This is a genomic window from Kitasatospora sp. NBC_01560 (assembly GCF_045208415.1).
Classification (GTDB): domain Bacteria; phylum Actinomycetota; class Actinomycetes; order Streptomycetales; family Streptomycetaceae; genus Kitasatospora.
On sequence record NZ_CP109364.1, the window covers coordinates 8,013,654 to 8,039,864 of the forward strand.

Annotated in this window: 24 protein-coding genes and 1 riboswitch; of the genes, 19 read left to right on the forward strand and 5 right to left on the reverse strand. The window is 75.1% G+C overall.

The window, feature by feature from the left end; translation table 11 throughout:
• Positions 1–180: 180 nt before the first annotated feature.
• Positions 181–894: an MSMEG_1061 family FMN-dependent PPOX-type flavoprotein gene (locus OH807_RS34700; protein ID WP_406207350.1), complete on the reverse strand. Its 714-nt coding sequence runs from the start codon at positions 892–894 to the stop codon at positions 181–183.
• A 194-nt stretch (positions 895–1,088) separates the two neighbouring features.
• Here OH807_RS34700 and OH807_RS34705 point away from each other — a divergent pair, with 194 nt between their 5' ends.
• On the forward strand, positions 1,089–1,403 hold the full coding sequence (locus OH807_RS34705; protein ID WP_406207353.1) for an antibiotic biosynthesis monooxygenase family protein: 315 nt from the start codon (positions 1,089–1,091) through the stop codon (positions 1,401–1,403).
• Between the two features lie 99 nt (positions 1,404–1,502).
• Here OH807_RS34705 and OH807_RS34710 read toward each other — a convergent pair whose 3' ends face one another.
• Positions 1,503–1,751: an SCO4226 family nickel-binding protein gene (locus OH807_RS34710; protein WP_406207356.1), complete on the reverse strand. Its 249-nt coding sequence runs from the start codon at positions 1,749–1,751 to the stop codon at positions 1,503–1,505.
• 302 nt (positions 1,752–2,053) lie between these two features.
• Between OH807_RS34710 and OH807_RS34715 the strand changes: the two genes are divergently transcribed.
• The 13 genes from OH807_RS34715 to OH807_RS34775 all read left to right on the forward strand — a co-directional run bounded on the left by OH807_RS34715 (position 2,054) and on the right by OH807_RS34775 (position 16,035).
• Positions 2,054–5,431: an ATP-binding protein gene (locus OH807_RS34715; protein WP_406207359.1), complete on the forward strand. Its 3,378-nt coding sequence runs from the start codon at positions 2,054–2,056 to the stop codon at positions 5,429–5,431.
• 182 nt (positions 5,432–5,613) lie between these two features.
• On the forward strand, positions 5,614–6,015 hold the full coding sequence (locus OH807_RS34720; protein WP_406207362.1) for a hypothetical protein: 402 nt from the start codon (positions 5,614–5,616) through the stop codon (positions 6,013–6,015).
• Between the two features lie 16 nt (positions 6,016–6,031).
• Positions 6,032–6,520, forward strand: a complete 489-nt coding sequence (locus OH807_RS34725; protein WP_406207365.1) for a hypothetical protein — start codon at positions 6,032–6,034, stop codon at positions 6,518–6,520.
• A gap of 225 nt (positions 6,521–6,745) precedes the next feature.
• A riboswitch (FMN riboswitch) is annotated at positions 6,746–6,873 on the forward strand.
• A 189-nt stretch (positions 6,874–7,062) separates the two neighbouring features.
• The gene (locus OH807_RS34730; protein ID WP_406207367.1) at positions 7,063–7,737 is read left to right on the forward strand and encodes a riboflavin synthase; all 675 of its coding nucleotides are present in this window, start codon (positions 7,063–7,065) and stop codon (positions 7,735–7,737) included.
• A complete protein-coding gene (locus OH807_RS34735) occupies positions 7,734–8,384 on the forward strand; it encodes a nicotinamide riboside transporter PnuC (RefSeq protein WP_406207370.1) in 651 nt (216 codons plus the stop codon). Before OH807_RS34730 ends, OH807_RS34735 begins: the two co-directional genes overlap by 4 nt.
• A complete protein-coding gene (locus OH807_RS34740) occupies positions 8,381–9,667 on the forward strand; it encodes a bifunctional 3,4-dihydroxy-2-butanone-4-phosphate synthase/GTP cyclohydrolase II (RefSeq protein ID WP_406207373.1) in 1,287 nt (428 codons plus the stop codon). Before OH807_RS34735 ends, OH807_RS34740 begins: the two co-directional genes overlap by 4 nt.
• Before the next feature lie 78 nt (positions 9,668–9,745).
• Positions 9,746–10,219, forward strand: a complete 474-nt coding sequence (gene ribH, locus OH807_RS34745) for a 6,7-dimethyl-8-ribityllumazine synthase (protein WP_406207375.1) — start codon at positions 9,746–9,748, stop codon at positions 10,217–10,219.
• A 214-nt stretch (positions 10,220–10,433) separates the two neighbouring features.
• On the forward strand, positions 10,434–10,706 hold the full coding sequence (locus OH807_RS34750) for a phosphoribosyl-ATP diphosphatase (protein WP_406207378.1): 273 nt from the start codon (positions 10,434–10,436) through the stop codon (positions 10,704–10,706).
• Positions 10,707–10,756: 50 nt separating this feature from the next.
• Entirely contained in the window at positions 10,757–11,605 is an 849-nt protein-coding gene (gene hisG, locus OH807_RS34755) for an ATP phosphoribosyltransferase (protein WP_406207381.1), read from the forward strand.
• Between the two features lie 104 nt (positions 11,606–11,709).
• Complete coding sequence (locus tag OH807_RS34760; RefSeq protein WP_406207383.1) at positions 11,710–12,144, forward strand: PH domain-containing protein; 435 nt, start codon at positions 11,710–11,712, stop codon at positions 12,142–12,144.
• Between the two features lie 402 nt (positions 12,145–12,546).
• Positions 12,547–13,896 carry a hemolysin family protein gene (locus OH807_RS34765; protein ID WP_406207385.1) on the forward strand — a complete coding sequence of 450 codons (1,350 nt, stop codon included), beginning with the start codon at positions 12,547–12,549 and terminating at the stop codon, positions 13,894–13,896.
• Entirely contained in the window at positions 13,893–14,939 is a 1,047-nt protein-coding gene (locus OH807_RS34770) for a hemolysin family protein (protein ID WP_406207388.1), read from the forward strand. The genes OH807_RS34765 and OH807_RS34770 overlap by 4 nt, the downstream gene beginning before the upstream one ends.
• A gap of 112 nt (positions 14,940–15,051) precedes the next feature.
• Entirely contained in the window at positions 15,052–16,035 is a 984-nt protein-coding gene (locus tag OH807_RS34775) for an NAD-dependent epimerase/dehydratase family protein (RefSeq protein WP_406207390.1), read from the forward strand.
• Positions 16,036–16,105: 70 nt separating this feature from the next.
• Here OH807_RS34775 and OH807_RS34780 read toward each other — a convergent pair whose 3' ends face one another.
• Positions 16,106–18,379 carry an AAA family ATPase gene (locus tag OH807_RS34780; RefSeq protein ID WP_406211345.1) on the reverse strand — a complete coding sequence of 758 codons (2,274 nt, stop codon included), beginning with the start codon at positions 18,377–18,379 and terminating at the stop codon, positions 16,106–16,108.
• A gap of 439 nt (positions 18,380–18,818) precedes the next feature.
• Positions 18,819–19,424 (reverse strand): hypothetical protein, encoded by a 606-nt coding sequence (locus tag OH807_RS34785; RefSeq protein WP_406211347.1) that lies wholly within the window; start codon positions 19,422–19,424, stop codon positions 18,819–18,821.
• Between the two features lie 257 nt (positions 19,425–19,681).
• Between OH807_RS34785 and OH807_RS34790 the strand changes: the two genes are divergently transcribed.
• Positions 19,682–20,845, forward strand: coding sequence for an acyl-CoA dehydrogenase family protein (locus OH807_RS34790; protein WP_406207391.1), 1,164 nt, complete (start codon positions 19,682–19,684; stop codon positions 20,843–20,845).
• A 140-nt stretch (positions 20,846–20,985) separates the two neighbouring features.
• Here the strand turns inward: OH807_RS34790 and OH807_RS34795 are convergent, their stop codons facing one another.
• Entirely contained in the window at positions 20,986–21,441 is a 456-nt protein-coding gene (locus OH807_RS34795; RefSeq protein ID WP_406207394.1) for a hypothetical protein, read from the reverse strand.
• A 230-nt stretch (positions 21,442–21,671) separates the two neighbouring features.
• On the opposite strand from OH807_RS34795, the gene OH807_RS34800 reads away from it, so the two are divergent.
• From OH807_RS34800 to lnt, 4 genes are all read left to right on the forward strand, one after another.
• The gene (locus OH807_RS34800; RefSeq protein ID WP_406207397.1) at positions 21,672–22,112 is read left to right on the forward strand and encodes an Lrp/AsnC family transcriptional regulator; all 441 of its coding nucleotides are present in this window, start codon (positions 21,672–21,674) and stop codon (positions 22,110–22,112) included.
• Between the two features lie 66 nt (positions 22,113–22,178).
• Complete coding sequence (locus OH807_RS34805) at positions 22,179–23,837, forward strand: amidohydrolase (protein ID WP_406207400.1); 1,659 nt, start codon at positions 22,179–22,181, stop codon at positions 23,835–23,837.
• 35 nt (positions 23,838–23,872) lie between these two features.
• Positions 23,873–24,343 (forward strand): N-acetyltransferase, encoded by a 471-nt coding sequence (locus OH807_RS34810; RefSeq protein ID WP_406207404.1) that lies wholly within the window; start codon positions 23,873–23,875, stop codon positions 24,341–24,343.
• A 106-nt stretch (positions 24,344–24,449) separates the two neighbouring features.
• Positions 24,450–26,069: an apolipoprotein N-acyltransferase gene (gene lnt / locus OH807_RS34815; RefSeq protein WP_406207407.1), complete on the forward strand. Its 1,620-nt coding sequence runs from the start codon at positions 24,450–24,452 to the stop codon at positions 26,067–26,069.
• Positions 26,070–26,211 lie beyond the last annotated feature (142 nt).

Here is a 26,211-nt window from a genome sequence, read left to right on the forward strand (position 1 = left end):
CGAGGCGCGGTAGCGCTGCGACAGCTTCTGGCGCTGCAAGCCCCCGTGGCGCCGAAAGATTCTGGAGCGCCGAACGGACCCCGATCGTCGAACGGACCCCGAGCGCCGAACGAACTCCGAGCGCCGAACGGATGCGTAGCGTCGACAGCATCCCGTGCGCCGACAGCATCCCGCTCACCCTCACTCGTAGCGGTAGAGCAAGGACTCCCGCTCCGTCTGTTCGATCATCTCGATGGTCAGGGAGGCGTCCCGCAGGTGGGAGAGGGTGACTGCGGCGGAGCTGGGCTGCGCGTCCTCGGCGAGCCAGTTCTCGGGCTTCCAGGCCGAGCTGCGCAGAAGGGCCTTCGGGCAGTGGGCGTAGACCTCCTCGACCGCCACCACGATGGCGCTGCGGGGCGGCTTGCCGACGGCGGTGAGCTGCTCCAGCAGCTGCGGGTCGGTCGAGACGCAGGCCCGTCCGTTCACCCGCAGGGTGGTCTCGCGGCCGGGCACCACGAAGATCAGCCCGACCTGCCCGGTCTCGACGATGTTGTGCAGGGTGTCCAGCCGCTTGTTGCCGGTGGCGTCGGGGATCGCCAGCGTCCGGTCGTCCAGCACCGACACCAGCCCGGCCGGCCCGCCGCGCGGCGACACGTCACAGCGCCCGGACGCGTCGCTGCTGGCCACGAAGACCAGTGAGGAGCACTCGATCAGTCGGCGCGCCACCTCGTGGATCCGGTCGACCTGCTTGCGCCGCGCGTGGTCGCCGGGCTGCTCGTAGATCTCGCGCAGCCCGGCCGCGTCGGTCACCGCAGTGGCGCGGAGTGCCGCGAACAGGCCTCCCGGTGCATCCGGCGTGCTCGGCCTGCCCGGTTCGGTTGTTGACGGAGCGACGGTTTCCGGTGTGCTGGTCATACCGGCAATCTATGCGACGGCCCGCGCCGGTCGGGTGGGGACCGTTCGGGAAAGCCCGGCCGGACGGCCCCGACCAGCGGTTCTGCGCCGATAATGGGGCCGAGGGCTTCGTCACCTCGTGGGCCTTGTGACGTCGTGACGTCGTGCTTCGTGGGCTTCGTGGCCTTCGTGGGTTTCCGTGAGAGGTGATGGCCGTGATCATCAGGATCTGGGCCGGACAGGTCATGGCCGGACACGTCGAAGAGTTCTGCGCTCTGCTGATCTCCCAGGTGATCCCCCAGCTCGGGCGGACGGACGGCTGCCTGGGCGGGGAGCTGCTGCGCTCGGTGACCGAGGACGACCGCCGGGTGCTGGTGGTGAGCCGGTGGCGTGACGAGGAGGCCCTGCGCGGGTACGCGGGGCCGATGTGGCGGATCCGGCCGGTCTGGTCGGAGGGCGAGCTGCGCTACCTGGTGCATCCGCCCGAGGTCAGCCACTTCACGGTGGTGCCGGCCACCGGGACGGCCTGAGCCACTTCGCCCGTCCGCCCCGTCCGCCCCGTCCGCCCCGTCCGTCCGTCCGCCCCGTGGCCGCCTGCCGGGCGGAGGCCCGGTCGGCGAGGCCGGCCGTCAGACCATCAGCGGTACCGGGTGGATCTCGTCCGCGGGGTGGCCGGTGCGCTCGTGGACGCGCTGCACGGCCTCCTTGGACGGTGCCTCGGAGAGGCAGTAGACCGTGCCGGACTCCGGGTCGGCCCACGCCTGCTCGAAGTGCACGCCCTCATTGGCCTCGACCGCCAGATCGGCGTTGTGGGCCATGCGGAGCTGCTCTGCGGTGATGCCCGCCATGCCGTGGTGGACGTCCATGAACTTGGCCATCGCCCTCGCACCTCCAGGAGTCCCCGGCCGGCCGGTGTCGGCCATTACCACCAGCGTGCGCCCGGCGCACCCCGGACCGCCACCGGACTGCCACCCGCACCGTCACCCGGGCTGCCACCGGACCGCACCGGGCCACCGTCAGCACGGAAGCGGAAGCGCTGCCGGGGCGGGCAGCGCGTCGCCGCCGGGCAGGCCGTCGGCCCGGCGGCCTACGCTCGAAGCAGGTGGCTCCGGCCCGGCCCCGAGCCCGCTCACGGGACGTCGGAGGGGCCGCCGGTGCTCCCGGGTGAGAGGACGGCCCGATGCCCGTGCTTCCCTTCGTCGGCCGCGCCGACCTGCTGGCCGAACTGGCCGCGGCGGTCGCCGATGCGCGCGGTGGGCGGGGCGGCCTGACGCTGTTGACCGGCGTGGCCGGTGCGGGCAAGACCCGTGTGGCGGAGGAGGCCGTCCGCCGGGCGGCCGGGTGCCGGGTGAGCTGGCTGTGGTGCCCGCCCCAGGGCGGCGGCCGCGCCGGCGCGGCGGCGCTGTACCCGTGGTCGCAGGCCGTCCGTGAACTCGCCGCGGCCGATGCCGCCTGCGGCCGTCTGGTCCGGGCCTCGCCGGGCCTGCGCGCCCTGCTCGCCGGGAGACCGGCCACCACGGGCGGCCGCACCGCCACGGAACGCCGCCACCCCGCCGCCGACCCGGGGGCGGCCCGGCAGCGACTCCTCGGCGACCTCGCCGAACTGCTCCGCACCGGCGCCGCCGCCCGCCCGCTGCTGCTCGTCCTCGACGACGTCCACGAGGCGGACGCGACCTCCCTCCACCTGCTCACCGAACTCGCCGCCGCGCTCCGCACCGCGCCCGCCCTGCTGCTGGCCACCGCCCGCGAGGACGGCGAGGCCTGGCGCGGCCGTACCGCGGCCCGGGCGGCGCTGCTCCGGGCCGGGCGGACGCTGCCGGTCGGCCCGCTCGGCGAACCGGAGGTCCGGGCCCTGCTCGCCGCCGCGACGGGCGGGCGCACCGACCCGGCGACCGTCCGGGCGCTGCTGGAGCGGACCGGCGGCGATGCCTTCTTCGTCACCGAACTGCTCCGCCACGGCGGCGCCGACCGCCCGGGTCTGCCCCGGGGTCCGCTCCCGGGTCTGCCGGCTCCGCTGCCCGTGACGGTCCGCGCGGCGGTGGCGGCGCGGGTGGACGGGCTGCCGGGGGAGTGCGGGCGGGTGCTGGGCGCAGCGGCGGTGCTCGGCACCCGTTTCGAGCTGGACGTGCTCGCCGAACTCGCCGCCGTGCCAATGGAGTCGCTGCGTTCGGTGCTCGCCGCCGCGACCGGGGAGGGGCTGCTCGCGCTGGTCGAACCGGGCGCTGGCGAGTTCCGCCACGTGCTGATGCGGGAGGCCGTCCGCGATGCCCTCGACCCGGCCGAGCGGGCGGCGCTGCACGGTCGGGCGGGCGCCGTACTGGCCGGGCTCGCCGATCGCGGACGCGACACCGGGCCGGCCGAGGTCGCTCGCCACCTGCTCCTCGCCGGTCCCGAACAGGCCTCGGCGGCCGCCGCGTTCGCGGGCCGGGCGGCGGACCGCGCGGCAGGCCTGCTGGCCTTCGAGGACGCGGCGCAGTGGTACGAACAGGCCCTGACGGCGCTGGGCACGGCGGCCGTCGCACCCGCCGGGGCGGCGCCCGCCGAAGCAGCCCACCCCGCCGAAGTGGCGGCCCACCCCACCCGACCCGCGCACCCCGCCGGACGGTCGGACGACGCCCGCCGTGCCGTCCTGCTGCTCGGCCTCGGCACGGCCCGTCTCGGTGCCGGCCGGCGGGAGGGGAGCAGGGAGGCCTTCCTCGCGGCAGCCGCCTGCGCCCGCCGCGCCGACCGCCCCGACCTGCTCGCCGGGGCGGCCCTCGGCCTCGGCTCCGGTCCGGTCGGGTTCGAAGTGGACCTCCTGGACCGCCCGCAGATCGACCTCCTCGGCGAGGCGCGGGCCCGCCTCCTCGCCCCACCGCAGCCCACCTCCACCACTGCCGCCGCCGCTCCCGCCCCCGGCCCGCCCCGCCACGCCGCGCTCCTCGCGGCCGTGACCGCCCGGCTCTCCGTCGCCGGAGCGCTGGTCGAACCGGAGCAGGACCGCCTCGCGCTGGCCGAGGAGGCCGTCCGGACGGCGCGGGAGGGCGGGGACGGAGCCGTCCTGGCGTACGCGCTCTCCGCGCTCTGCGACGCCCGCTCGGGGCCCGACCACTGCGGTGAACGGCTGCGCTGGGCAGGGGAGATCGTGGAGCTCGCGCGGGGGTTCGCCGAGCCGGACCGGGAGTTGGAGCTGCTCGGCCGCCGACTGCGGCTGGTCGCCCTGCTGGAGCGCGGCGAGATGGCCGGGGTGGACGCCGAGATCCGGGCGTACGAGGCGGTGTCCCGGGTGCTGCGCCGACCGCTCTACGGCTGGTACGTGCCGCTCTGGCGCGGCATGCGCGCGCTGTTGGAGGGCCGGTACGCGGACTGCCGGGCCGCGCTCGCGGAGACGGCGGAGCTGGGCGGGCGGGCCGGGAGCGGCAATGCCGCCGTGCTCGCGGCCACCCAGCGCTGGTGCCTGTGCGTGGACTCGGGTGAGCTGGACGAGTTGCGAGAGCTGATCGCCGGGCCGCCCCCGTTGGACAGTCTGCCGGGTCTCTGGCCCCGGGTGACGCGCGCGCTGATCGCCGCCCAGCTCGGCGACCGGACCGACGCCCACCGCCGACTCGCCGCCGTGGCACCGCTGTTGGCCTCCGCCCCGGTGGACAGCGAGTGGCTGCCGATGATGGCCCAGGCGGCCGAGGCGCTCGCGCTCGTCGACCGCCCGGCCGAGGACCGGGCTCTGCACCGCCTCGCCCGCGAGCTCTACGAAGCGCTCCACCCGTACCGCGGACTGCTCGTGGTCGAGGGCATCGGCGCTGCCGTCCGAGGCCCGGTGCACCGGCACCTCGGCCTGCTCGCCACCGTCCTGGGGGAGCCCGCCACCGCCCGCGAGCACGTCACCCGGGCGCTCGCCACCGCGCGGGAGCTCGGTGCACCCGGCCTGGCCGACCGGACCGCCCCGGAGGCCGGGGCGGCACCGCCGACGGTGCCCGATGAGCGTCAACTCTTCCTTCGGCAGGGAGAGTTCTGGCAGCTCCGGTACGCCGGTGCGGAAGTCCGGCTCCCGGACAGCAAGGGCCTGCGTGATCTGGCCGCCCTGCTGGCCCGCCCGGGCACGCCCGTCCCGGCCCTCGACCTGGCCACCGGCCCGGCGCCCCCGCCCGCTGCCGGAGGGCCTGCCACCGGAAGGCCTGCCGCCGGCACGCTCGCAGCGGCCGTGGATCTCCACCGCCCGGCCGACACGGGTGAGTTGATCGATGCGGCGGCGCGCACGGCCTACCGCCGCCGGCTCGGCGAGCTGGAGGAGGAGTCCGCCGACGCGGACGCCGCGGGGGATGCCGAGCGCTCCGCCCGGATCGCCGTCGAGCGGGACGCGCTGGTCGGTCAGCTCACCGCCGCCTACGGCCTGGGACGCCGGCCCCGCCGCACCGGCTCGGCCGCCGAACGGGCCCGGACCACCGTGACGGCCCGGATCCGCGCTGCCGTCGACCGCGTCGAGCGGGTTCACCCCGCCCTCGGGCGTCACCTCGCGAACGCCGTCCACACCGGCACGCTCTGCGTGTACGAGCCGGAGCAGCCCGTCCGCTGGCAGACCTGAGGTCGACCCGCCCCCGCCCGCACCGCGACCCCGTCCGCGTCCCGTCGTCCCCACCCCGGGTGCGCCCCACGCCCCGCCTCACATCGTGCGGCCGGACCTCACGCCCACCTGTCGGAGGCAACCACCGCAGAGGCGGCCGGCAGCGGAAGCGGCCGGACCGCCCGGCACCCGAGGAGGACGCCATGCCCCGCATCTCCAAGGCCGAGGCCCCGCTCACCCTGGACGAGCCGGTCATCGAGGGCCGTTACGCCGAACTCGACGGGTTCACCGTCGGCTTCGAGACCCACAAGGCCGACCTCGACCCCGCCCCGCTCTTCGCCGGGCTCCCGCAGGACCGTTGCCAGAGCCCGCACTGGGGCGTCGTGGTGCGCGGCAAGCTGGTGTTCCGCTACGTCGACCACGACGAGGTCTACCGCGCCGGCGATGCCTACTACGGCACGCCCGGCCACCTCCCGCTGGTCTTCGCCGGGACGGAGCTGATCGAGTTCAGCCCGACCGAGGCGCTGGAACGCACTATGGCCGTGGTCGGCCGCAACCTGGCCGCCGCACAGGCCGGTGCCGAAGCCGCGCCCGCCGGTGCCTGACCGGGAGGGCCGCACCATGACCACCACCGCCCCCACCGCCCTCACCGCCCCCACCGCCCCCACCGCACCCACCGCCCCCACCGTCCCCATCGCCCCCAACACCCCCACCGACTCCCCCGACCGCCTCGCCGCCCTGCTGATCACCTTCCTGGAGACCGGCACCCCACCCGCCGGCCTGTTCCACCCCGAGGTGTTCTGCGACCTCACGCTCCCCTCCTGGCGGCTCCAGTCACGCGGCGTAGACGGTCTCGTCGCGCTGCGCAGGAACAGCCACCCGGCGCCCGGCACGGTGGCGCGGCACCGCCTCGACCGGACCGGCAGCGGATTCGTCCTGGAGGTGGAGGAGCGCTGGGAGCAGGACGGCGCCGGCTGGTACTGCCGGGAGTTGCTGCGTGCCGACGTCCGGGGCGGCACCGTCGCCGCCGTCTCCGTCTACTGCACGGGGGACTGGGACGCCGAACAGCAGCGCCGGCACCGCGCGGAGGTCACCCTGCTGGTGCCCTGACCACCCCGCCGCCACCCTGCCAAGGCCCCGCCGCCACCCCGCCAACGCCCCACCGTCGTTCCGCCCCGCCCCGCCGCCGGTTCACCGTGCGCGGGGCGGTCGGCGGCGGTGCTCGCGCGCGCCCCGCGCATTCCCGCCCCGCACGTGAAACAGGCCACAGCGGAAGCCTCTCCCTCGGTTCGCGCGGATCATGGCAGAATGACGTCAGAAGTAGCAGTGACGTTCAGCGCACTCCGGGGTCGGTGAAAATCCGAACCGGCGGTTACAGTCCGCGACCCGTCCGCAGCCAGCGGCCGGTTGACCAGGTGAAATTCCTGGACCGACGGTTAAAGTCCGGATGGGAGGCGTGCGCGGCGGACGAAGAGCAGTACTCGTGGTCCCCTGGTGGACCGCGGGGAGGTGTGCGACGGGAGAGTCCTCTCCCGGCGGTTCTTGGGCGCCCCGGCAACGGGTCGTGCCACAGGGCCCGTGCACCCGTGCCCGTCCGTGTCCCCTCCCATGCCCGCCCCGGAGTCCGCGCCCCAAGCGCGAGGAGAACCCGGGTGTTCACCGGCATCATCGAAGAGCTCGGCGAGGTCGTGTCGATCGAGGAGATCGGCGACTCCTCGCGAATCCGCCTGCGCGGCCCGGTGGTCTGTCAGGGCGCGCACCACGGCGACTCCATCGCGGTCAACGGCGTCTGCCTGACCGTCGTCGACAGCCCCGAGCAACTGGCCGCCGACACCACCGAGTTCAGTGCCGACGTGATGGCGGAGACGCTGCACCGGTCCAGCCTCGGCGAGTTGAAGCCGGGCTCCCGGGTCAACCTGGAGCGCGCGATGGCGCTCGGCGCCCGCCTGGGCGGACATCTGGTGCAGGGTCATGTCGACGCCACCGGCGCCCTGTTGAGCCGTGAGCCCGGTCAGCTCGACGCGGCCGGCAACCTCCGCTGGGAGGTGCTCCGCTTCTCGCTGCCCGACAGCATTTCCCGCTACCTGGTGGAGAAGGGCTCGATCACCGTGGACGGCGTCAGCCTGACCGTGGTCGAGGCGGCCCGGGACAGCTTCACCGTCAGCCTGATCCCCGCGACCCTCGCGCTGACCACGCTCGGCGCCAAGAGCGTCGGCGAGAGCGTCAACCTGGAGGTCGACGTCCTCGCCAAGTACGTGGAGCGCCTGCTCGACGCCCGTACCCTCCCCCCGACGATCGCGTCCGAGACCACCGGAGAGTCCCAGTGAGCTGGCTCAGCGGCGAAGCCTTCACCCTCTTCGGCGAGCACGTGAAGCGGGCCGACATGGCCGGCAACCTGCTCGGCCTGTCCGCCCTCGCGCTCGGCTGGCGCCGCTCGGTCTGGAGCTGGCCGGTCCAGCTGCTGTCCGGCGTCGTGCTGATCACCGCGTACCTGAACGGGCATGCGCCGGGCCTGATCGGCAAGCAGCTGATCGTGGTCGTCACCGCCGCCTGGGGCTGGACGCAGTGGCGGCGCGGCCGCCGTGACGACGGCCGGATCTCGGTCCGGTTCGCGAGCTGGACCGAACGGGCCGCCCTGGTGGCCGGTACCGCTGTCGGCACCGGCGCGCTCGCCTGGATCTTCCTGTCCTTCCCGGGCCTCGGCTCCTGGAGCCCCTGGTCGGACGCCTACATCTTCGTCGGCACGCTGGCGGCGATGGTCGCCCAGGCCCGCGGCTGGGTGGAGTTCTGGTTCGCCTGGATCGCCGTCGACGTGGTCGGCGTGCCGCTGGCCTTCAACAGCGGCTACTCCTTCTCCGGCCTGACCTACTCGATCTACTTCGTCCTCGTGCTGCTCGGCCTGCGGTCCTGGTGGCTGAGCACCCGTGAGCCCCGCAGCAAGTCCGCCACCGTCCTCCAGGGAGCCTCCGCATGAGCACCGACCCCGCCGCCGAAGACCCCACCGCCGAGGCCCCTGCCGCCGAGGACCTCGTGCTCGACCCCGTCGAGCGGGCCGTCGCCGACATCGCGCTGGGCCGCGCGGTGATCGTGGTGGACGACGAGGACCGCGAGAACGAGGGCGACATCGTCTTCGCCGCCTCCGCGGCCACCCCCGAACTGATGGCCTTCACCATCCGCTACAGCTCCGGCGTGATCTGCGCGCCGATGACCGGCGACGAGCTGGACCGGCTCAAGCTGCCCCCGATGACCCAGGTCAACGAGGACCGCAAGGGCACGGCCTACGCCGTCTCGGTCGACGCCCGCGAAGGGGTCGACACCGGCATCTCGGCCGCCGACCGCGCCCGCACCGTCCGGCTGCTCTCCTCGGCGGGCACCGAGCCCGGCGACCTCACCCGCCCCGGGCACGTCTTCCCGCTGCGGGCGGTCGAGGGCGGCGTGCTCGTCCGCCCCGGTCACACCGAGGCCGCGGTCGACCTGGCCCGTCTCGCCGGGCTGCCGGCGGCCGGCGCCATCGCCGAGGTGGTCAACGACGACGGCAGCATGGCCCGGCTGCCCGAGCTGGTCGCCTTCGCCCGCAAGCACGGCCTGGCGATCATCTCGATCGAGGACCTCATCGCCTACCGCCGCCGGACGGAGCTGCACGTCGACCGGGCGGCCGTCACCGCGCTGCCGACCGCGTACGGGGAGTTCACGGCGGTCGGCTACCGCGGCACCATCGACGGCGTCGAGCACCTGGCGCTGGTCGCGGGCGGCCTGGGCGCCGACGGGCGGCTTCCCGACGGCGAGGACGTCCTCGTCCGGGTGCACTCCGAGTGCCTGACCGGTGACGTGTTCGGCTCGCTGCGCTGCGACTGCGGCCCGCAGCTCCAGGCCTCGCTGGCGAAGGTCGCCGAGGCCGGCCGCGGTGTCGTGCTCTACCTGCGCGGCCACGAGGGCCGGGGCATCGGCCTTGCCCACAAGCTGCGCGCCTACGAGCTCCAGGAGCAGGGCCGCGACACCGTCGACGCCAACCTGGACCTCGGGCTGCCGGCCGACGCCCGGGACTACAGCATCGGCGCGCAGATGCTCGGCGACCTCGGGGTGCGGTCGCTCACGCTGCTCACCAACAACCCGGAGAAGCTCGCCGCCCTCACCGAGCACGGTCTGAAGGTCAAGGGCCGCGCGCCGGTCGAGACGCCGGCCGGCGAGCACAACCTGCGCTACCTGCAGACCAAGCGCGACCGGATGGGCCACGACCTGCCCGGCCTCGGCTCCTGAGCCCCGAGCCCCGAGCCCCGTCTCCCGAACCACACCCCTCCCGCCTCCCGACCGACCACCCCGAAAGAGGACCAGCACATGAGCGGCCACGGCGCCCCCGAGCTGACCATCGACAACGCCGCCGACCTCAAGGTCGCCGTGATCGCCGCCCAGTGGCACGAGCAGGTGATGAACGGCCTGCTGGACGGCGCCGACCGGGCGCTGAAGGAGCTCGGCGTGACCGACTCGACGGTGCTGCGCGTCCCCGGCACCTTCGAGTTGCCGGTCGCCGCCAAGCGCCTCGCCGAGCGCGGCTACGACGCCGTGATCGCCCTCGGCGTGGTCATCCGCGGCGGCACGCCGCACTTCGACTACGTCTGCCAGGCCGCCACGGTCGGGCTCACCCAGGTCAGCGTCGACACCGGCGTCCCGGTCGGGTTCGGCGTTCTGACCTGCGACAACGAGCAGCAGGCGCTCGACCGCGCAGGCCTGCCGGGATCGGCCGAGGACAAGGGCCACGAGGCCGTCACCGCGGCCGTCGCCACCGCCGCGGTGCTCCGCCGGCTCGCCTGAGCCGCGACCGCCGGCCGGTGATCCCCCGATGCCCGGCCGGTGATCCCGCGACCGCGGGCCGGTGATCCTCCGCCCGCCGCGGCGCGAGCCGGGACGACCGGGTACGCCAGTACGACGACTGCACAAGGATCCGGACCGTGGATGTCCATTGGACTGTCCACGGTCCGGGACTGTTTACCGCCCGTAAGCCCGCACGCCGTAAGGTGAGTCCATCATGGCTCTGAAGACATTCGAGGAGCTCTTCACCGAGCTCCAGCAGAAGGCCGCCAACGGCGACCCCTCGTCCTCCCGTACCGCGCAGCTCGTCCAGCAGGGCGTCCATGCCATCGGCAAGAAGGTCGTCGAGGAGGCCGCCGAGGTCTGGATGGCCGCCGAGTTCCAGTCGGACGAGCAGACCGCCGAGGAGATCTCGCAGCTCCTCTACCACCTTCAGGTGATGATGGTCGCCCGCGGGCTGACGCTCGAAGACGTTTACAAGTACCTCTGAAACCGGCCGACGTGCCACTCCACTCCGAACCAGGTAAGGAACCGACCTCCATGCTGCGCATCGCCGTCCCCAACAAGGGTTCGCTCTCGGGTCCCGCGGCGGAGATGCTCCATGAGGCCGGCTACCGCCAGCGCAAGGATCCCAAGGAGCTCGTCCTCGTCGACCCGAACAACGAGGTCGAGTTCTTCTTCCTGCGCCCGCGCGACATCGCGGTGTACGTCGGCTCGGGCCGGCTGGACGTCGGCATCACCGGCCGCGACCTGCTGCTGGACTCGCACTCCAACGCGGAGGAGGTGCTGGCGCTCGGCTTCGGCGGCTCCACCTTCCGTTTCGCCCGCCCGGAGGGCGTGGACGTCAAGGACGTGCAGGGCCTGGAGGGGCTGCGGATCGCCACCTCCTACACCGGCCTGGTCGAGCAGCACCTCGCCGACCACGGCGTGAAGGCGACCGTGACCAAGCTGGACGGCGCGGTGGAGACCGCGGTGCAGCTGGGCGTCGCCGACGTGATCGCCGACGTCGTCGAGACCGGCACCAGCCTGCGCAACGCCGGCCTGGAGGTGTTCGGCGAGCCGATCCTCGTCTCCGACGCCGTGGTGATCCGGCCCAAGGGCGCGGGCGAGGACGCCCGCGTGGACCAGTTCCTGCGGCGCCTGCAGGGCGTCCTGGTGGCCCGCCGCTACGTGCTGATGGACTACGACATCCGGGCCGAGCAGGTCGGTGCGGCCGTCGCGCTGACCCCGGGCCTGGAGTCGCCGACCGTCTCCCCGCTGCACACCGAGGGCTGGGTGGCGGTCCGCTCGATGGTGCTCCGCAAGGAGGCCCAGCGGATCATGGACGACCTGTGGAGCATCGGCGCCCGGGCGATCCTGGTGACCAACATCCACGCCTGCCGCCTCTGATCCCGTAGGCGGTGACCGGCGCGGAGTTAAGCTCCGGTTCAATGGGGGCGGGGGCGCCGTGCGGCGCCCCCGCCCTTTCCCCTGGAAGCACCCGGAGTTCCCACGTGTCCACCCCCGCCGAGTTCCCCGTCACCTGGGCGCCGCGCCGCACCCGGGCCGTGCTGCTGCCGGTCTGCGCGCTGCTGGTCGTGCTGTTCGCCGTGATCGCGGTCGCGCTGCCGTCCAGCTGGCAGTTCAACGACCGGGCCATGATGGTGCTCAGCGGTGTGTTCTTCGCGGCGGCGGGCCTGATGCTGGCCCGCCCGCGGGTGAGCGCCGACGCCACGGGCATCACCGTGGTGAACTTCGTCCGCCGCCGCCGGCTGGCCTGGGCCGAGATCGTCCGGGTCAACTTCCGCCAGGGCGACCCGTGGGCGACGCTCGACCTCGCGGACGGCAGCTCGCTGGCGGTGGTCGGCATCCAGTCCGGCATGGGCAAGGCCCAGGCGATCGCGGACGCGCGCGCCCTGCGGGACCTGGTCGCGCAGCACGCCAACTGACCGGCCACCCGCAGTCCCGCAGCCCGCGCCCCCCGGGTACTCACCCCGCGCGATGAGGCGCGCCCGCGCGATGAGGCGCGCGTCGCAGCGGCACGCCCCACGAGCCACCCGACACCCGCCCCGCACCCGTCCCGCACCGCACCCGTCCCGCCCCGGGCCCCCGCACCTCGCCCGGGCCGGGCGCCGAGGCCGGAACAGGCCTGGCCGAACACGGATCCGACCGTCGCACAGGTATCGTCTACGCTGGTGAAAAGCAGGGCAAACCGTGCCCGCCGACGGACCCGCCGGCCGGCCCGGGCCCTGCCGGAAACGACCTGAGGAGTGACTCCCCCCGTCCATGGACGATCCGTCCGGTAGTACCTGCGCCGCCCCACTTCCGATCCTCGGAAGGCAGGCGGCACTGTGATCACCGCCTGGCTGCTGCTGTTCGCGGCACTTCTGCTCATCCTCGCCAACGGCCTCTTCGTGGCCGCCGAGTTCGCCTTCGTGACCGTCGAGCGCGGGGCCGTCGAGCGTGCCGCCGCGGCCGGCGACGCGAAGGCCGGCCGGGTCGCCAGGGCGCTGCGCCACCTCTCCTTCGAGCTCTCCGGGGCCCAGCTCGGCATCACCGTCACCTCGTTGGTGGTCGGCATGCTCGCCGAGCCGGCCCTCTCCGTCCTGCTCAGGCCAGTGTTCACCGGCATCGGCCTGTCGGACGGCGCGGCCCGCGCCGCCGCCGTGGTCATCGGCATGCTCGGCGCCACCGTGGTGCAGATGGTGATCGGTGAGCTCGTCCCGAAGAACTGGGCGATCTCCCGGCCGCTCCAGGTGGCCCGCTCGGTGGCCGCCCCGCACATGGCGTTCTCCACCGTCTGCCGCCCGCTGATCAGCTTCCTGAACGGCTCGGCGGACCGCACCGTCCGGGCCTTCGGGGTCGAGCCGCAGGAGGAGCTGGGCCACGCCCGCACCCCGGCCGAGCTGGTCTCGCTGGCCCGGCACTCGGCCCGGGCCGGCGCACTGGACGAGGAGGCGGCCACCCTGTTCGTGCGCACCCTCGGCCTCGGCGAGCTGACCGCGGAGTCCGTGATGACCCCGCGGGTGGACGTCGTCGCCCTCCAGGCCGACGCCAGCGCCGCCGACGTGCTCAACCTCACCCGGGCCACCGGCCTCTCCCGCTTCCCGGTCTACGCGGAGAGCCTGGACGAGGTCACCGGCACCGTCACGCTCAAGGACGCCCTGGCCGTCCCGGCCGCCCGGCGCGGCTCCGTCCGGGTCGGCAGCCTGGCCGTGCCGCCGCTGCTGGTGCCCGAGTCGCTCCCGGCCGAGCGGCTGCTCGACCGGCTGCGCCGGCTCCAGCCGATGGCCATCGTGGTGGACGAGTACGGCGGCACCGCCGGTGTGGTCACCGTCGAGGACCTCGTGGAGGAGATCGTCGGCGAGGTGCAGGACGAGCACGACCCGGCCGACACCCCCGAGCTGCTCCCGCTGCCGCCGGTGGACGGCCGGCCGGTCTGGGCCGCCGACGGCCGGGCCCGGATCGACCAGCTGGAGGCCATCGGCCTGCACGCCCCGGACGGCCCGTACGAGACGCTGGCCGGCCTGGTGTCGGACCTCCTCGGCAGGCTGCCGGTGCCGGGCGAGCAGGCGGCGCTGCCCGGCTGGCGGTTCACCGTCGAGACGGTGGACCGCCACCGCACCGGCCGGGTGCGGGTGGAACGCACCGGTCCGCGGCAGCAGTCCGGCGGCACCGAGGCCGAGGACAGGGCCCGATGACCGCGCTCCAACTGGCCGTCGCCCTGATCCTGCTGCTCGGGAACGCCTTCTTCGTCGGCGCCGAGTTCGCCGTCATCTCCGTTCGGCGCAGCCAGATCGAACCGCTCGCCGAGGCGGGCAACCGGCGCGCCCGCACCGTGCTGCACGCGCTCTCCAACGTCTCCGCGATGCTCGCCGCCGCCCAGCTCGGCATCACCGTCTGCTCGCTGGGCCTCGGTGCGCTCGCCGAGCCGACCATCGCGCACCTGCTGGAGGGCCCGTTCCACGCGTTCGGCGTTCCGTCCGGCCTGATGCACCCGCTGTCGTACGGGATCTCGCTGGCCGTGGTGGTCTTCCTGCACATGGTGATGGGCGAGATGGTGCCCAAGAACCTGGCCCTGGCCGGCCCGGAGCGGGCCGCACTCTGGCTGGGCCCGCCGCTGGACCGGCTGGCCCGCTGGCTGACGCCGGTGATCCGGTTCCTGAACGCCTTCGCCAACGGCGTGCTGCGGCTGTTCAAGGTCGAGTCCAAGGACGAGGTGGAGTCGGTCTTCACCACCGAGCAGCTGATGTACCTGCTGGTCGACTCCCGGGACGCGGGCCTGCTCGACGAGGAGCGCCAGGAGCGCCTGGAGGACGCCCTGGAGCTGGGCCGCCGCCCGGTCACCGAGGTGCTGCTGGAGCCCGGGCAACTGGTCACCGTGGACACCGGGGCGACCGCCGAGGAGGTCGAGGCGCTGGCCCTGCGGACGGGCTTCTCGCGCTTCCCGGTGACCGACGGCGATCCGGCGGGCCACGGGTACCTGGGCTACCTCCACCTCAAGGACATCCTGGAGGTGGAGGACCGCTCGGCCCCCGTCCCGGCCCGCTTCTGGCGCCCGGTCACGGTGCTGCGCGGCACGCTCCCGCTGGACGACGCGCTCGGCGCGATGCGCCGGGCCGCCTGCCACCTGGCCGCCGTCATCGACCAGGACGGGCGCACGCTCGGCATGGTGACGCTGGAGGACGTGGTGGAGGAGCTGGTCGGCGAGGTGCACGACCCGGACCACCGCTCCGCCGCCTAGGCCCGCTGCCCCGTTCGCGCCGCGGCCGCCCCGGGGCGTTCCGCTGTGGGCGATTCCGCTCTGAGCGTTCGGCTGTTCCCCTGCCGGCCACCCTGTGTGCAGGGTGGTCGGCATGAGGCTTCTACTGCTGGGTGGGACGGAGTTCGTCGGCCGCGCTGTCACCGAGGAGGCGCTGGCGCGGGGCTGGGAGGTGACGGTCTTCCACCGGGGGACGCACGAGCCCCCGAAGGGAGCGCGGGCGCTGCACGGGGACCGCAGGGCCGAGGGCGGCCTGGCCGCGCTCGCGGAGGGGGAGTGGGACGCCGTCGTGGACACCTGGTCCGGTGCGCCGGCGGTGGTGCGCGACAGCGCCCGGCTGCTGGCCGGCCGGGCGGGCCGCTACGCGTACGTGTCCAGCCGGTCGGTGTACGCGTACCCGAGCCCGGCCGGGGCGGACGAGAGCGCGGCGGTGGTCGGGGGCTCGCCGGACGCCGGTGAGGTGGCGTACCCGGAGGCCAAGCGCGGCGGCGAGCTCGCCGTGCTGGACGCGTTCGGCGACCGCGCGCTGCTGGCCCGTGCCGGGCTGATCCTCGGCCCGTACGAGAACATCGGCCGCCTGCCCTGGTGGCTGGGCCGGATGGCCCGCGGCGGCCCCGTGCTGGCCCCCGGCCCGCACGACCTGCCCGTGCAGTACATCGACGCCCGGGACCTCGCGTGCTGGACGCTGGACGCCCTGGCGGCCGGTCTCGGCGGCGCGTACGACCTGGTGAGCCCGCGGGGGCACGCCACCATGGGCGCGCTGCTGGAGGCCTGCGTGCGGGTGACCGGCTCGGACGCCGAGCTGCGCTGGACCGAGCCCGGCCCGATCCTGGCGGCCGGCATCGAGCCGTGGAGCGACCTGCCGGTCTGGATCCCGCCGGGCGAGCTGCACGACTGCATGCACGGCTCGGACGTGGCCAAGGCGGTGGCGGCGGGGCTGCGCTGCCGGCCGGTGGCGGAGACGGTCGCCGACACCTGGGCCTGGCTGCAGTCGATCGGCGGTACGGCCCCGCAGCGGCCGGACCGGCCGGTGGTCGGGCTGGACCCGGCGCGGGAGGCCGCGGTCCTGGCCGGCTGAGCGGCGGTGCCCGGCTGAGCGGCGGTGCCCGGGGGTCCCTCCGGGCACCGCAACCCCGCCCGGCCGCCGCTCAGCCCCGGCCGTCGATCAGCTCGCCGTAGGCCTGTACGACGTCCGGCAGCCGCAGGGTCGCCAGGTCCTCGCGGCCCGGCGGCTCGCGCAGCAGCGAGAGCCGCAAGTCCCGGTAGGCGCAGGACTTCTCGTACAGGGTGCGGATGAAGCGGCCGTTGCCGAGCTCGTCGATCCAGCCCTCGCGGATCACGTGGGTGCAGATGCTGGCGAGCTCCTCCGCGGCGTCCTCGTCCCAGCCGTCACCGTCCCGGTCGGCGAGTGCCGCGCCGATCGCGGTGAGTTCACCGGGGCGGTAGCTGGGGAAGTCGACCCGGGTGGTGAAGCGGGAGTTGAGGCCGGGGTTGGTGGCGAGCAGCCGGGCCATGCCCTCGGGGTAGCCGGCGAGGATCACCACCAGCCGGTCGCGGTTGTCCTCGGCCCGCTTCAGCAGCACCTGCAGCGCCTCGTCGCCGTACGCGTCGCCCTTGCTGTAGCCGGAGTTGGAGAGGCTGTAGGCCTCGTCGATGAAGAGCACGCCGTCCAGTGCGGAGTCGATCAGCTCGTTCGCCTTGACCGCGGTCTGGCCGAGGAACTCGCCGACGAGGTCGGCTCGTTGGGCCTCGACGAGGTGGTCGCCGGAGAGCAGGCCGAGGGCGTGGAAGACCCGGCCGAGGATCCGTGCCACGGTGGTCTTGCCGGTGCCGGAGGGGCCGGAGAAGACGAAGTGCCGTTTGGGCGGCTGGACGGGCAGGCCCTGGGCCGCCCGGAGCCGGGACATCCGCAGCTGCGCCGAGAGCGCCCGGACCTGCCGCTTGACCGGCTCCAGGCCGACCATCTGTTCCAGTTCGGCCAGCGCCTCGGTCAACTCCCGGGTGCTGCCCTCACGTTCGGCGGGCGCCGAGCTGTTCGCCAGCCGGGGCAGTGCGGCGCCGCGGGTCACGGCCGGACCGGCGGCGGGGGCGGGCGCCACGGGCGGGACGGCCGGGCCGGGGCGTTCGCCGGCCACCAGCGGCGGCCAGGCCTGCCGGCCGTCGCCCGCCCCCGCCGGACCGGCGGATCCGCCCGGCTCGCCGCTCTCGTCCGGGTAGCCGGCGTCCTCGGCCGCGCCGTACGGGGTGGTGCTCTCCAGCGCCTCGTCCGGGGTCCGGGGGGAGGAGCCCTCGGCGGGCGTCTCCCCGGCGCCGTGGGCCCCGGTCGCGGCCCCGGCTCCCGCCCAACCGCCCGCTCCGGTACCCGCCCCGGCGGGCCCGGCGCTCGCTCCGGTCCCCGCGCCGCCGTTCCACAGCCCGGCGGTGGCCGGCGTTCCCGCGCCGCCGCTGCCGGGGCCCGCCGGCCCGTCCACGTCCGGCCCGGAGCCGTTGAAGCCCGCGTCGTCGAGCCCGGTGCTGTCGAGCCCGGCGTCGTCGAGCTCGGTGCCGTCGAGACCCGGGCCACCGAGACCGCCGAGACCGGCGCCGTCGAGCACGGAGTCACCGAGCCCGGCGCCCTCGAGGCCCGCGTCGTCCCAGTCGTCGGCCTCGTCGCCCGGCGACCGGGCCCCGGTGGCGCCACCGGAGGTCAGGGAGTCCAGCAGGCCGTCGACCAGGCCGTCCTCGGCCGATATCGCCGCCAGCCGGGCCGCGGTGTCCATGAACGCCGGGTCGGCCCGGTGCACCGCCCGGTACAGCGGTAACGCGGCGGCGCTGCGCCCGGCGCCCTCGTACGCCCGCGCCAGCCAGTACCGCAGCTCCTTGCGCTGCGGCTGTTCGGAGCGGCAGCGGGCGAGCGAGGCGGCCAGCGGGGCCTGGGCCTGGGCGCACATGTCCAGCCGGACTCGCGCCATCCCGGCGAAGAGGCCGGCCTCGATGCCGAGCAGCGGGTCGTCCAGCAGCCGGTCGGTGTCCCGGATCAGCTGCTCCCAGTCCTTGAGCAGGTAGGAGCGGCAGGCGTACAGGAAGCGCGCCGACGGGTCCTCGGCGGGGGCCGGGCACTGTTCCAGGGCCTGTTCCAGCTCGGTGAGACGCCGGCCGTCCAGCCAGTGCGAGGCGTGCGCCAGGGCCAGGTCGCGGGCGTCCTCCAGGACGGGCTGGACCCACCAGCCGAGCCAGTACCAGGAGCCGAGCGGCCGCCGGTGGCGGCTGCGCTGCTCGCCGAAACGCTTCCGGTGGCGGTACATCGCGAGCAGCGCACCCGAGGTGTCGCTGCGCAGGGCGTGCAGGCCGAGCCAGGCGTCGGCCATGCCCGGGTCGAGCCGGACGGCCGCGCGGAACTCCTCCTCCGCCCGGGCGTACGCGCCCGCCGTGTACGCGTCCATGGCGCGGAGCCATGCGCGGTCGGCGAGCCGGTTCGGAGCCGGGCCGCCCGTGTTGTCGCTGTCTGAACTGTCCACCGTCGTCACTACACGCCCCCCGCGGTGTGCCTCGGGGCTCGGCCGGCGGGTCGGTCTGCGGAGAGCCGGCCGGTGGTCGATAGCCCCCGGGGCGCCTGTGCGCCTGTCAGAAATCGTACCGGCGCGGCGCTGATCCGGAAGGGTGCCGCGCGGAGTCGACTCCGATCGGTGGTCCGGGAGTTGGGGGCCCGCGCGGGCCGGACGGGTCCGAACCGGGGCCGGCGTCCCGCGGGCGGTGCCCGGACCGGGAGCGGGGGACGGCACCCCCGGCTCACGGGGGAACAAGCCGGGGGTGCCGTGTCTGTGGTCGCGCGGTCCTCGAACCGGCAACTGGGGAGAACCTAATTCCTGGCGACATCGCAGGTCAAGGGCATGTTGAAGGTTCACCGACCGTGCTCGGGGTGATCCGCCCGGTCACCCCGTCGACCGTCGTCCCGGCGTACGGGCGGCTCGGGTCGGCGGCGAAATGTGCCGCTTCGGCCCGGGCCCAGCCGGCCCAGAACTCCGCCAGCGCCGGCCCGTCCCGCTCCTCGCCGCGCCGCCGTGCGTCCGCGGCCGCCAGCTCCATCCAGACCAGCCGGGCCAGCCAGGGGCGCACCGCGCGCCGGCCGGCACCGACCCCCTCGACCAGGACCACCGGCGCGAGCGGCACCACCGCCGTCGAGGCGAACCGGCGCAGCGTCCAGTCGTACACCCGGTACTCGGCGTCCCGGCCGGCCGCCAGCGGCTCCAGCACCTGGCGGCGCAGCGGCTCCGTCCAGCCGAACGGCTCGGCGTGGGTGGCGAGGTCGTCCAGGCGGACCACCGGCGCACCCCCGAGAGCGGCGGCCAGCCGGGCCGCGAAGGTGGTCTTCCCGGAGCCGGCGTGCCCGTCCACCGCGACGAGCCGGACCGGCCCGCAGGACGGCGCCAGCGCGCGCAGTCCGGCGGCGAACGCGCTCAGCTCCGCAGCGGCGGCGTCCGCGGGCACGCCCGCCCCGGCGCCGGGAGGGGTTCGGGAGGTTTCGGAAGGAGCCACAACGGCCACCCTACGGTGACCCTTGCACCGATCCGGACAGTGCTTCTCCGCAGGTCGTGACGGCAGCGCCGGGATCGGGCATACTCACTTGGCCACGCATGTGAACGGCCGTTCACCGCAATCCGGTGCCGGTCGGGCCGACCTGCCACACCCGCGTCGGACCCGCCACCGCGCGGTCCGGTGCCCGAACGAGGAGGCGACCAGCCGCCATGACCCCCTCCCCTGCGAAAGCCGTGGACCGCCAGCTGCCGACCGAGGAGGCCGGCGAGCTGCTGAGCCTCACCCGTGAGCTGGTCCAGCGCGAGATACAGCCGCGCGCGGCGGAGGACGAGGCCGCCGGCCGGTTCCCCCGCGAGGTCTTCCGCACCCTCGGCGAGGCGGGCCTGCTCTCCCTCCCGTACGAGGAGAAGTACGGCGGTGGCGACCAGCCCTACGAGGTCTACCTGCAGGTCCTGGAGGAGCTGGCGGCCGGCTGGCTGGCGGTCGGCCTCGGGGTCAGCGTGCACACCCTGTCCTGCCACGCCCTGGCCACCTTCGGCACCGACGAGCAGCGCGCGCAGTGGCTGCCGGGGATGCTCTCCGGCGAGCAGCTGGGCGCCTACTGCCTCTCCGAGCCGCAGTCGGGCTCGGACGCCGCCGCGCTGCGCACCCGCGCCGACCTCGACGGCGAGGACTACGTGGTGAGCGGCACCAAGGCGTGGATCACCCACGGCGGGCAGGCCGACTTCTACAGCGCCCTGGTGCGCACCGGCGAGCCGGGCGCGCGCGGCATCAGCTGCCTGCTGGTGCCGGGGGCGACGGCCGGCCTCTCGGCCGCCCCGCCGGAGCACAAGATGGGCATGCGCTCCTCGCCCACCGCGCAGCTGCACTTCGACGGCGTCCGCGTCCCCCGCGAGCGGCTGGTCGGCACCGAGGGCCAGGGCTTCCAGATCGCGCTCGCCGCGCTGGACTCCGGCCGCCTCGGCATCGCCGCCTGTGCGGTCGGCGTCGCGCAGGCCGCGCTCGACCTCGCGGTCGACTACGCCCGCACCCGCCGCCAGTTCGGCCGGCCGATCGCCGACTTCCAGGGCCTGTCCTTCATGCTCGCCGACATGGCCACCCAGATAGAGGCCGGGCGTGCGCTCTACCTGGCCGCCGCGCGACTGCGCGACGCGGGCCGGCCGTTCTCCAAGGAGGCGGCGATGGCGAAACTGTTCTGCACCGACGCCGCGATGCGGGTGACCACCGACGCCGTCCAGGTGCTCGGCGGCTACGGCTACACACAGGACTTCCCCGCCGAGCGCTACATGCGCGAGGCCAAGGTGCTGCAGATCGTCGAGGGCACCAACCAGATCCAGCGCCTGGTGATCGGCCGCCACCTCACCAAGGACTGACGGCCGCCGCACCGCGGGCCGGCGGCCGCCCACCGGGGCCGGGGCGGCCCCCACGAACCGCCGACGGGCGTCGCTCCAGGGTGCGGAGCGGCGCCCGTCGGCACGTCTGCGGCCGGCCGGCGCCGGCCCGTTCGGGTCCGTCAGCGCCGGACGAGCCGGCTGCGCTGCTTCGGGATGGCCGGAGCGACGACCTCGGCGGAGACCGGGCGGTGCGTCGCGGCGTGCGAGAACGGCTGGGTGCGCCAGTCGAGTTCGGCCGGCAGCGCGAGCAGCGCGGCCAGGCCGTCCGGCCCGGCCTCCTCGGCCGACTCCACCTCGGCCAGGTCGTCCGCCGGGATCCCCGAGCCCGGGCAGAGGGCGGGGGAGAAGGGGTGCCAGGCGGTGGGCAGCACCGCGTGCTGGGGCAGCCGCTCCTCGTCGCCCACCAGGGCGATCGGGCGGTGGCACTCGGGGCAGTGCACCCGGAAGATCTCCCAGGTGTCGGCCTCGCCCGGGTCCGTCCCCGGTGCTGGGCCGCTCGGGACCGCGAGGCCGTCGCGGTCGGCCAGATCGTGGGTGTCGTCGGCGCTCAGCGACTGCGGGTCAGGTGCACGCATGGTGATCCCCCTCGGATCGGGCCCGGCGTGGTCGCCCGGGGCCACAACCAGCACTTCCCTGTGACGCGGACTCATAACCCTGCGGCCCGGTGCACCGTGATGCACGTGGTGTGTCCTTCGCCACATTCGCCCGGCACATGCCCGCCCGGCACCCCGCAGCGCCGCCCGTGCCACCGCGTGCGCCGGCCGTGGCACCGGCCGCGCCCCCCGAGGGGGTAGGTTTGCGCCTTGTGGAGGATCTCGACCAACGCATTGTCCAGCTGCTGGTGGAAGACGGCCGGATGAGCTACACGGACCTGGGCAAGGCCACCGGCCTGTCCACCTCGGCGGTGCACCAGCGGGTGCGCCGCCTGGAGCAGCGCGGCGTGATCCGCGGTTACACCGCGATCATCGACCCGGACTCCGTCGATCTTGCGCTGACCGCGTTCATCTCGGTCAAACCCTTCGACCCCAGCGCCCCGGACGACACCCCCGAGCGGCTCGCCGGGCTGCCCGAGATCGAGGCCTGCCACAGCGTGGCCGGGGACGAGAACTACATCCTCAAGGTCCGGGTCGGCGCCCCCGGCGACCTGGAGGACCTGCTGGCCCGGATCCGCAGCGCGGCCGGCGTCTCGACCCGCACCACCGTCGTCCTCTCGACCCCGTACGAGGCACGGCCCCCGAAGCTCTGAGCGGCCCCGCCGGGGCGCGGCCCCCCGAAGCTCCGGGCACGTCCGACGGGGTGCAGACTAAGGGCCATGACCGAACGCACCCTCCCTCCTGGCCCGCCCTCGGGCAGGAGGGGCCCACGGACCGTCCTGCTGCGCGGCGGCGCCGTGTACAGCCCCGCCGACCCCTTCGCCACCGCGATGCTCGTCGAGGGCGAACACGTCGCCTGGGTCGGCAGCGACGGTGCCGCCGAGGCGTACGCGGGCGTGGCGGACGAGATCGTCGAGCTGGACGGCGCGCTGGTCACCCCGGCCTTCGTCGACGCGCACGTGCACGCCACCTCCACCGGGCTGGCGCTCACCGGCCTCGACCTCACCGGCAGCCCCTCGCTCGCCGCCGCCCTGGCCGCCGTGACCGCCTTCGTCGCCGCCCAGGACGCGCCGGGCGGCGTGCTCATCGGCCACGGCTGGGACGAGACGGCCTGGCCCGAGGGCCGCCCGCCGACCCTCGCCGAGCTGGACGCGGCCGCCGCGGGCGCCGCCGTCTACCTCTCCCGCACCGACGTGCACTCCGCGCTCGCCACCAGTGCGCTGCGCGCGCTCACCGCCGGCCTCGCCGAGCGGCCCGGCCACTCGGCCGACGGCCCGCTCACCCGCGACGCCCACCACGCCGTCCGGCAGGCCGCGCTGGCCCGCCTCACGCCCGAGCAGCGCCGCCGCGCCCAGCGCGCCACGCTGGCCCGGGCCGCCGAGCTCGGCATCGGCTCGCTGCACGAGTGCGCGGGCCCGGAGATCTCCTCCGAAGCCGACGTGACCGCCCTGCTGGCCCTCGCGGCCGAGCAGGAGGGCCCCGAAGTCTTCGCCTACTGGGGCGAGTTGGGCGGCGACGGCCGTACCGGCGTGGAGACCGCCCGGCGGCTCGGCGCGGTCGGCGCCGGCGGTGACCTCTTCGTCGACGGCGCACTCGGCTCGCACACCGCCTGCCTGCACACCCCGTACGCGGACGCCGAGCACACCGGCACCTCCTACCTGAGCGCCGAGCAGGTCGCCGAGCACGTCGTGGCCTGCACCGAGGCGGGCCTCCAGGCGGGCTTCCACGCGATCGGCGACGCGGCGGTCACCGCCGTCCTGGACGGCGTCCGGGCGGCCGGCGAGCGGCTCGGCGCCGGCCGGGTGAAGGCGCTGCGGCACCGGGTCGAGCACGCCGAGGCGCTGGACGACAAGTCCGTCGCGGCCTTCGCCGAGCTGGGCCTGACCGCCTCCGTCCAGCCCGCCTTCGACGCCGCCTGGGGCGGCCCGGACGGCATGTACGTCCAGCGGCTCGGCGCCGAGCGCGCCGCCGCGCTGAACCCCTTCGCCGCGCTGCTCCGGGCCGGCGTCCCGCTGGCCTTCGGCTCGGACGCGCCGGTCACCCCGCTCGACCCCTGGGGCACCGTCCGCGCGGCCGCCTTCCACCGGACCCTCGACCACCGGATCTCGGTGCGGGCCGCGTTCACCGCCCACACCCGGGGCGGCTGGCGCGCGATCGGCCGCGACCAGGACGGCGTCCTCGTGCCCGGCGCGATCGCCAGCTACGCGGTCTGGGCCGCCGACGAACTGGTCGTCCAGGCACCGGACTCCCGGGTGGCGGGCTGGTCCACCGACCCGCGCTCCGGCACCCCCGGCCTGCCCGACCTCACCCCCGGCCGCCCGCTGCCGGCCTGCCTGCGCACCGTCGTCCGCGGCCGGACGGTCCACCTCGCGGGGTAGCCCGCGGCCGGGGCGGAGGCCCTAGGTTGATCCGCATGACCGACCTGGTACCCGCCGGCTTCACCGTCCCCCGCACGCTCGCCGCCGAGGGGTTCCGCCTGGAACCCCTCGGCGAGCAGCACAACACCTCCGACCTCCTCGCCTGGACGTCGAGCATCGACCACATCCACGCCACCCCCGGCTGGACCGGCACCTGGCCGCCCGGCGAGGGGATGAGCCCGGAGCAGAACCTCGCCGACCTGCGCCGCCACGCCGCCGACTTCGAGGCGCGTCGCAGCTTCGCCTACACCGTCCTGGAGAGCCCGGGCGACGCCGTCGTCGGCTGCGTCTACATCCACCCGGACCGCACGGACCCTTCGGTCACCAAGGTCAGTTCCTGGGTCCGCGCCGACCGGGCCGAGCTCGACGCGGTGCTGTACCGGACGGTCTCCGACTGGCTCGCCGCGGAGTGGCCGCTCGGCGAGATCCGCTACGCCCCGCGCCCGTCGGCCCCCGAACGACCCTGACCTCACGGTCGGGTGGATTTCCGGGGTACCTTCTTCGGACAGCGTCCGAACAGCCGTCCCCGTACCTCCACGAGGCGGCACCGAGAGAGATGGTGCGCCGGTGGCCATGCCCGTCACCCAGGAGCGGTCCGGGACCGCGCCCGAGACCCCCGAGGAGGCGCCCGCGCCGGGCCGGTGGGCGCGGGCCCTCGCCAAGGTCCGGGCCGGCCTTCCCCGGACCGGGCTGGCCGTGCTGGCGGGGCTGCTGCTGGCGCTCGCCTTCCCGCCGTTCGACCTCTGGCCGCTCTCGCTGGCCGGCGTCGCCGCGCTCTCCCTGCTGACCCGCGGCCGCACCCTCCGGCAGGCCGCCTGGACCGGCTTCGCCTTCGGCCTGCCGTTCTTCCTGCTGCTGCTGAGCTGGCTGCGGGTGGTCGGCTGGGACGCCACGGTCGGGCTGTCGGTCGTCGAGGCGCTGTTCCTGGCCGTCCTCGGCGCGGGGCTGGCGCTGACCTCCCGGCTGCCCGCCTGGCCGCTCTGGGCGGCCTGCCTCTGGGTGACCCAGGAGTGGGCCCGGGACCGGCTGCCGCTGGGCGGGTTCCCCTGGGGCCGGCTCGCCTTCGCCAACACCGCCACCCCGTTCACGCCGCTGGCCGCGCTCGGCGGCGCCCCGCTGGTGACCTTCGCCGTCGCCCTGTCCGGCGCCCTGCTCGGCTGGGCGGCGCTGCGGCTGCGCGGGCCCGGCCGGGCGCCGAAGGCCGCCGCCCTGGCCGCCCTCGGCGCGGTGGCCACCCTGCTCGCCGGCTACCTGGTGCCGGTGCCGACCGCGGCGGCCGACACCGTCAAGGTCGCGGTCATCCAGGGCAACGTGCCCAACCCCGGCATGGACTTCCTCGGCCGCCCGATGATGGTCCTCAACAACCACGCCAACGCCACCGAGAAGCTCGCCGCCGACATCAGGGCGGGCCGGGCCGAGAAGCCGGACATCGTGATCTGGCCGGAGAACTCCTCCGACCTCGACCCGTTCAGCGACCCGCTCGCCTACGAGCGGATCGACGACGCCGTGAAGGCGATCGGCGTGCCCACCCTGGTCGGCACCCTGGTGGACGGCCCGGACGAGCAGCACGTCCAGAACGAGGGCATCGTCTGGGACCCGAAGACCGGCCCCGGCGCCTCCTACACCAAGCAGCACCCGGTGCCGTTCGGCGAGTACGTGCCGTTCCGCGACCAGCTGATGAAGGTGATCACCCGGCTCCAGCGGGTCGCCCGCGACTTCTACCCGGGTGACCACAACGGCGTGATGCAGCTCGGCCCGGCCCGGATCGGCGACGTCATCTGCTTCGAGGTCGCCTACGACGAGATCGTCCGCGACACCGTCGACCAGGGTGCGCGGGTGCTGGTCGTCCAGACCAACAACGCCACCTACGCCAAGACCGGCCAGCCCGAGCAGCAGCTCGCGATGTCGCGGCTGCGCGCGGTGGAGCACGGCCGGGCCGTGCTGATCGCCGCCACCAGCGGCATCAGCGCCGTGATCGCCCCCGACGGCACGGTGATGCAGCGGACCGAGGAGCTGACCGCGGCCGAGCTGTCCGCCGTCGTCCCGCTGCGCGACGGCACCACCGTCGCCGACCACCTGGGCGCCGTGCCGGAGTGGACGCTGGCCGTCGGTGGCCTGCTGGCCTGCGGGGCCGCGGTGCTGGTGGGCGTCCGCCGGCGGCGGACCGGCCCGCTCGGCCCCGATCCCTCCTGACCGGCCCTCCCGGGCCCCTGGGGGCCCTTGGAGCCCCGAGCTCGTATGCAGCGCCCGCCACCGGCGGGCGCTGCGCCGTTTCCCGGGCCGGAACACCGGCGGGCGCCGTACCGTGCTGCGGGCCGGAACACCGGCGGGCCCC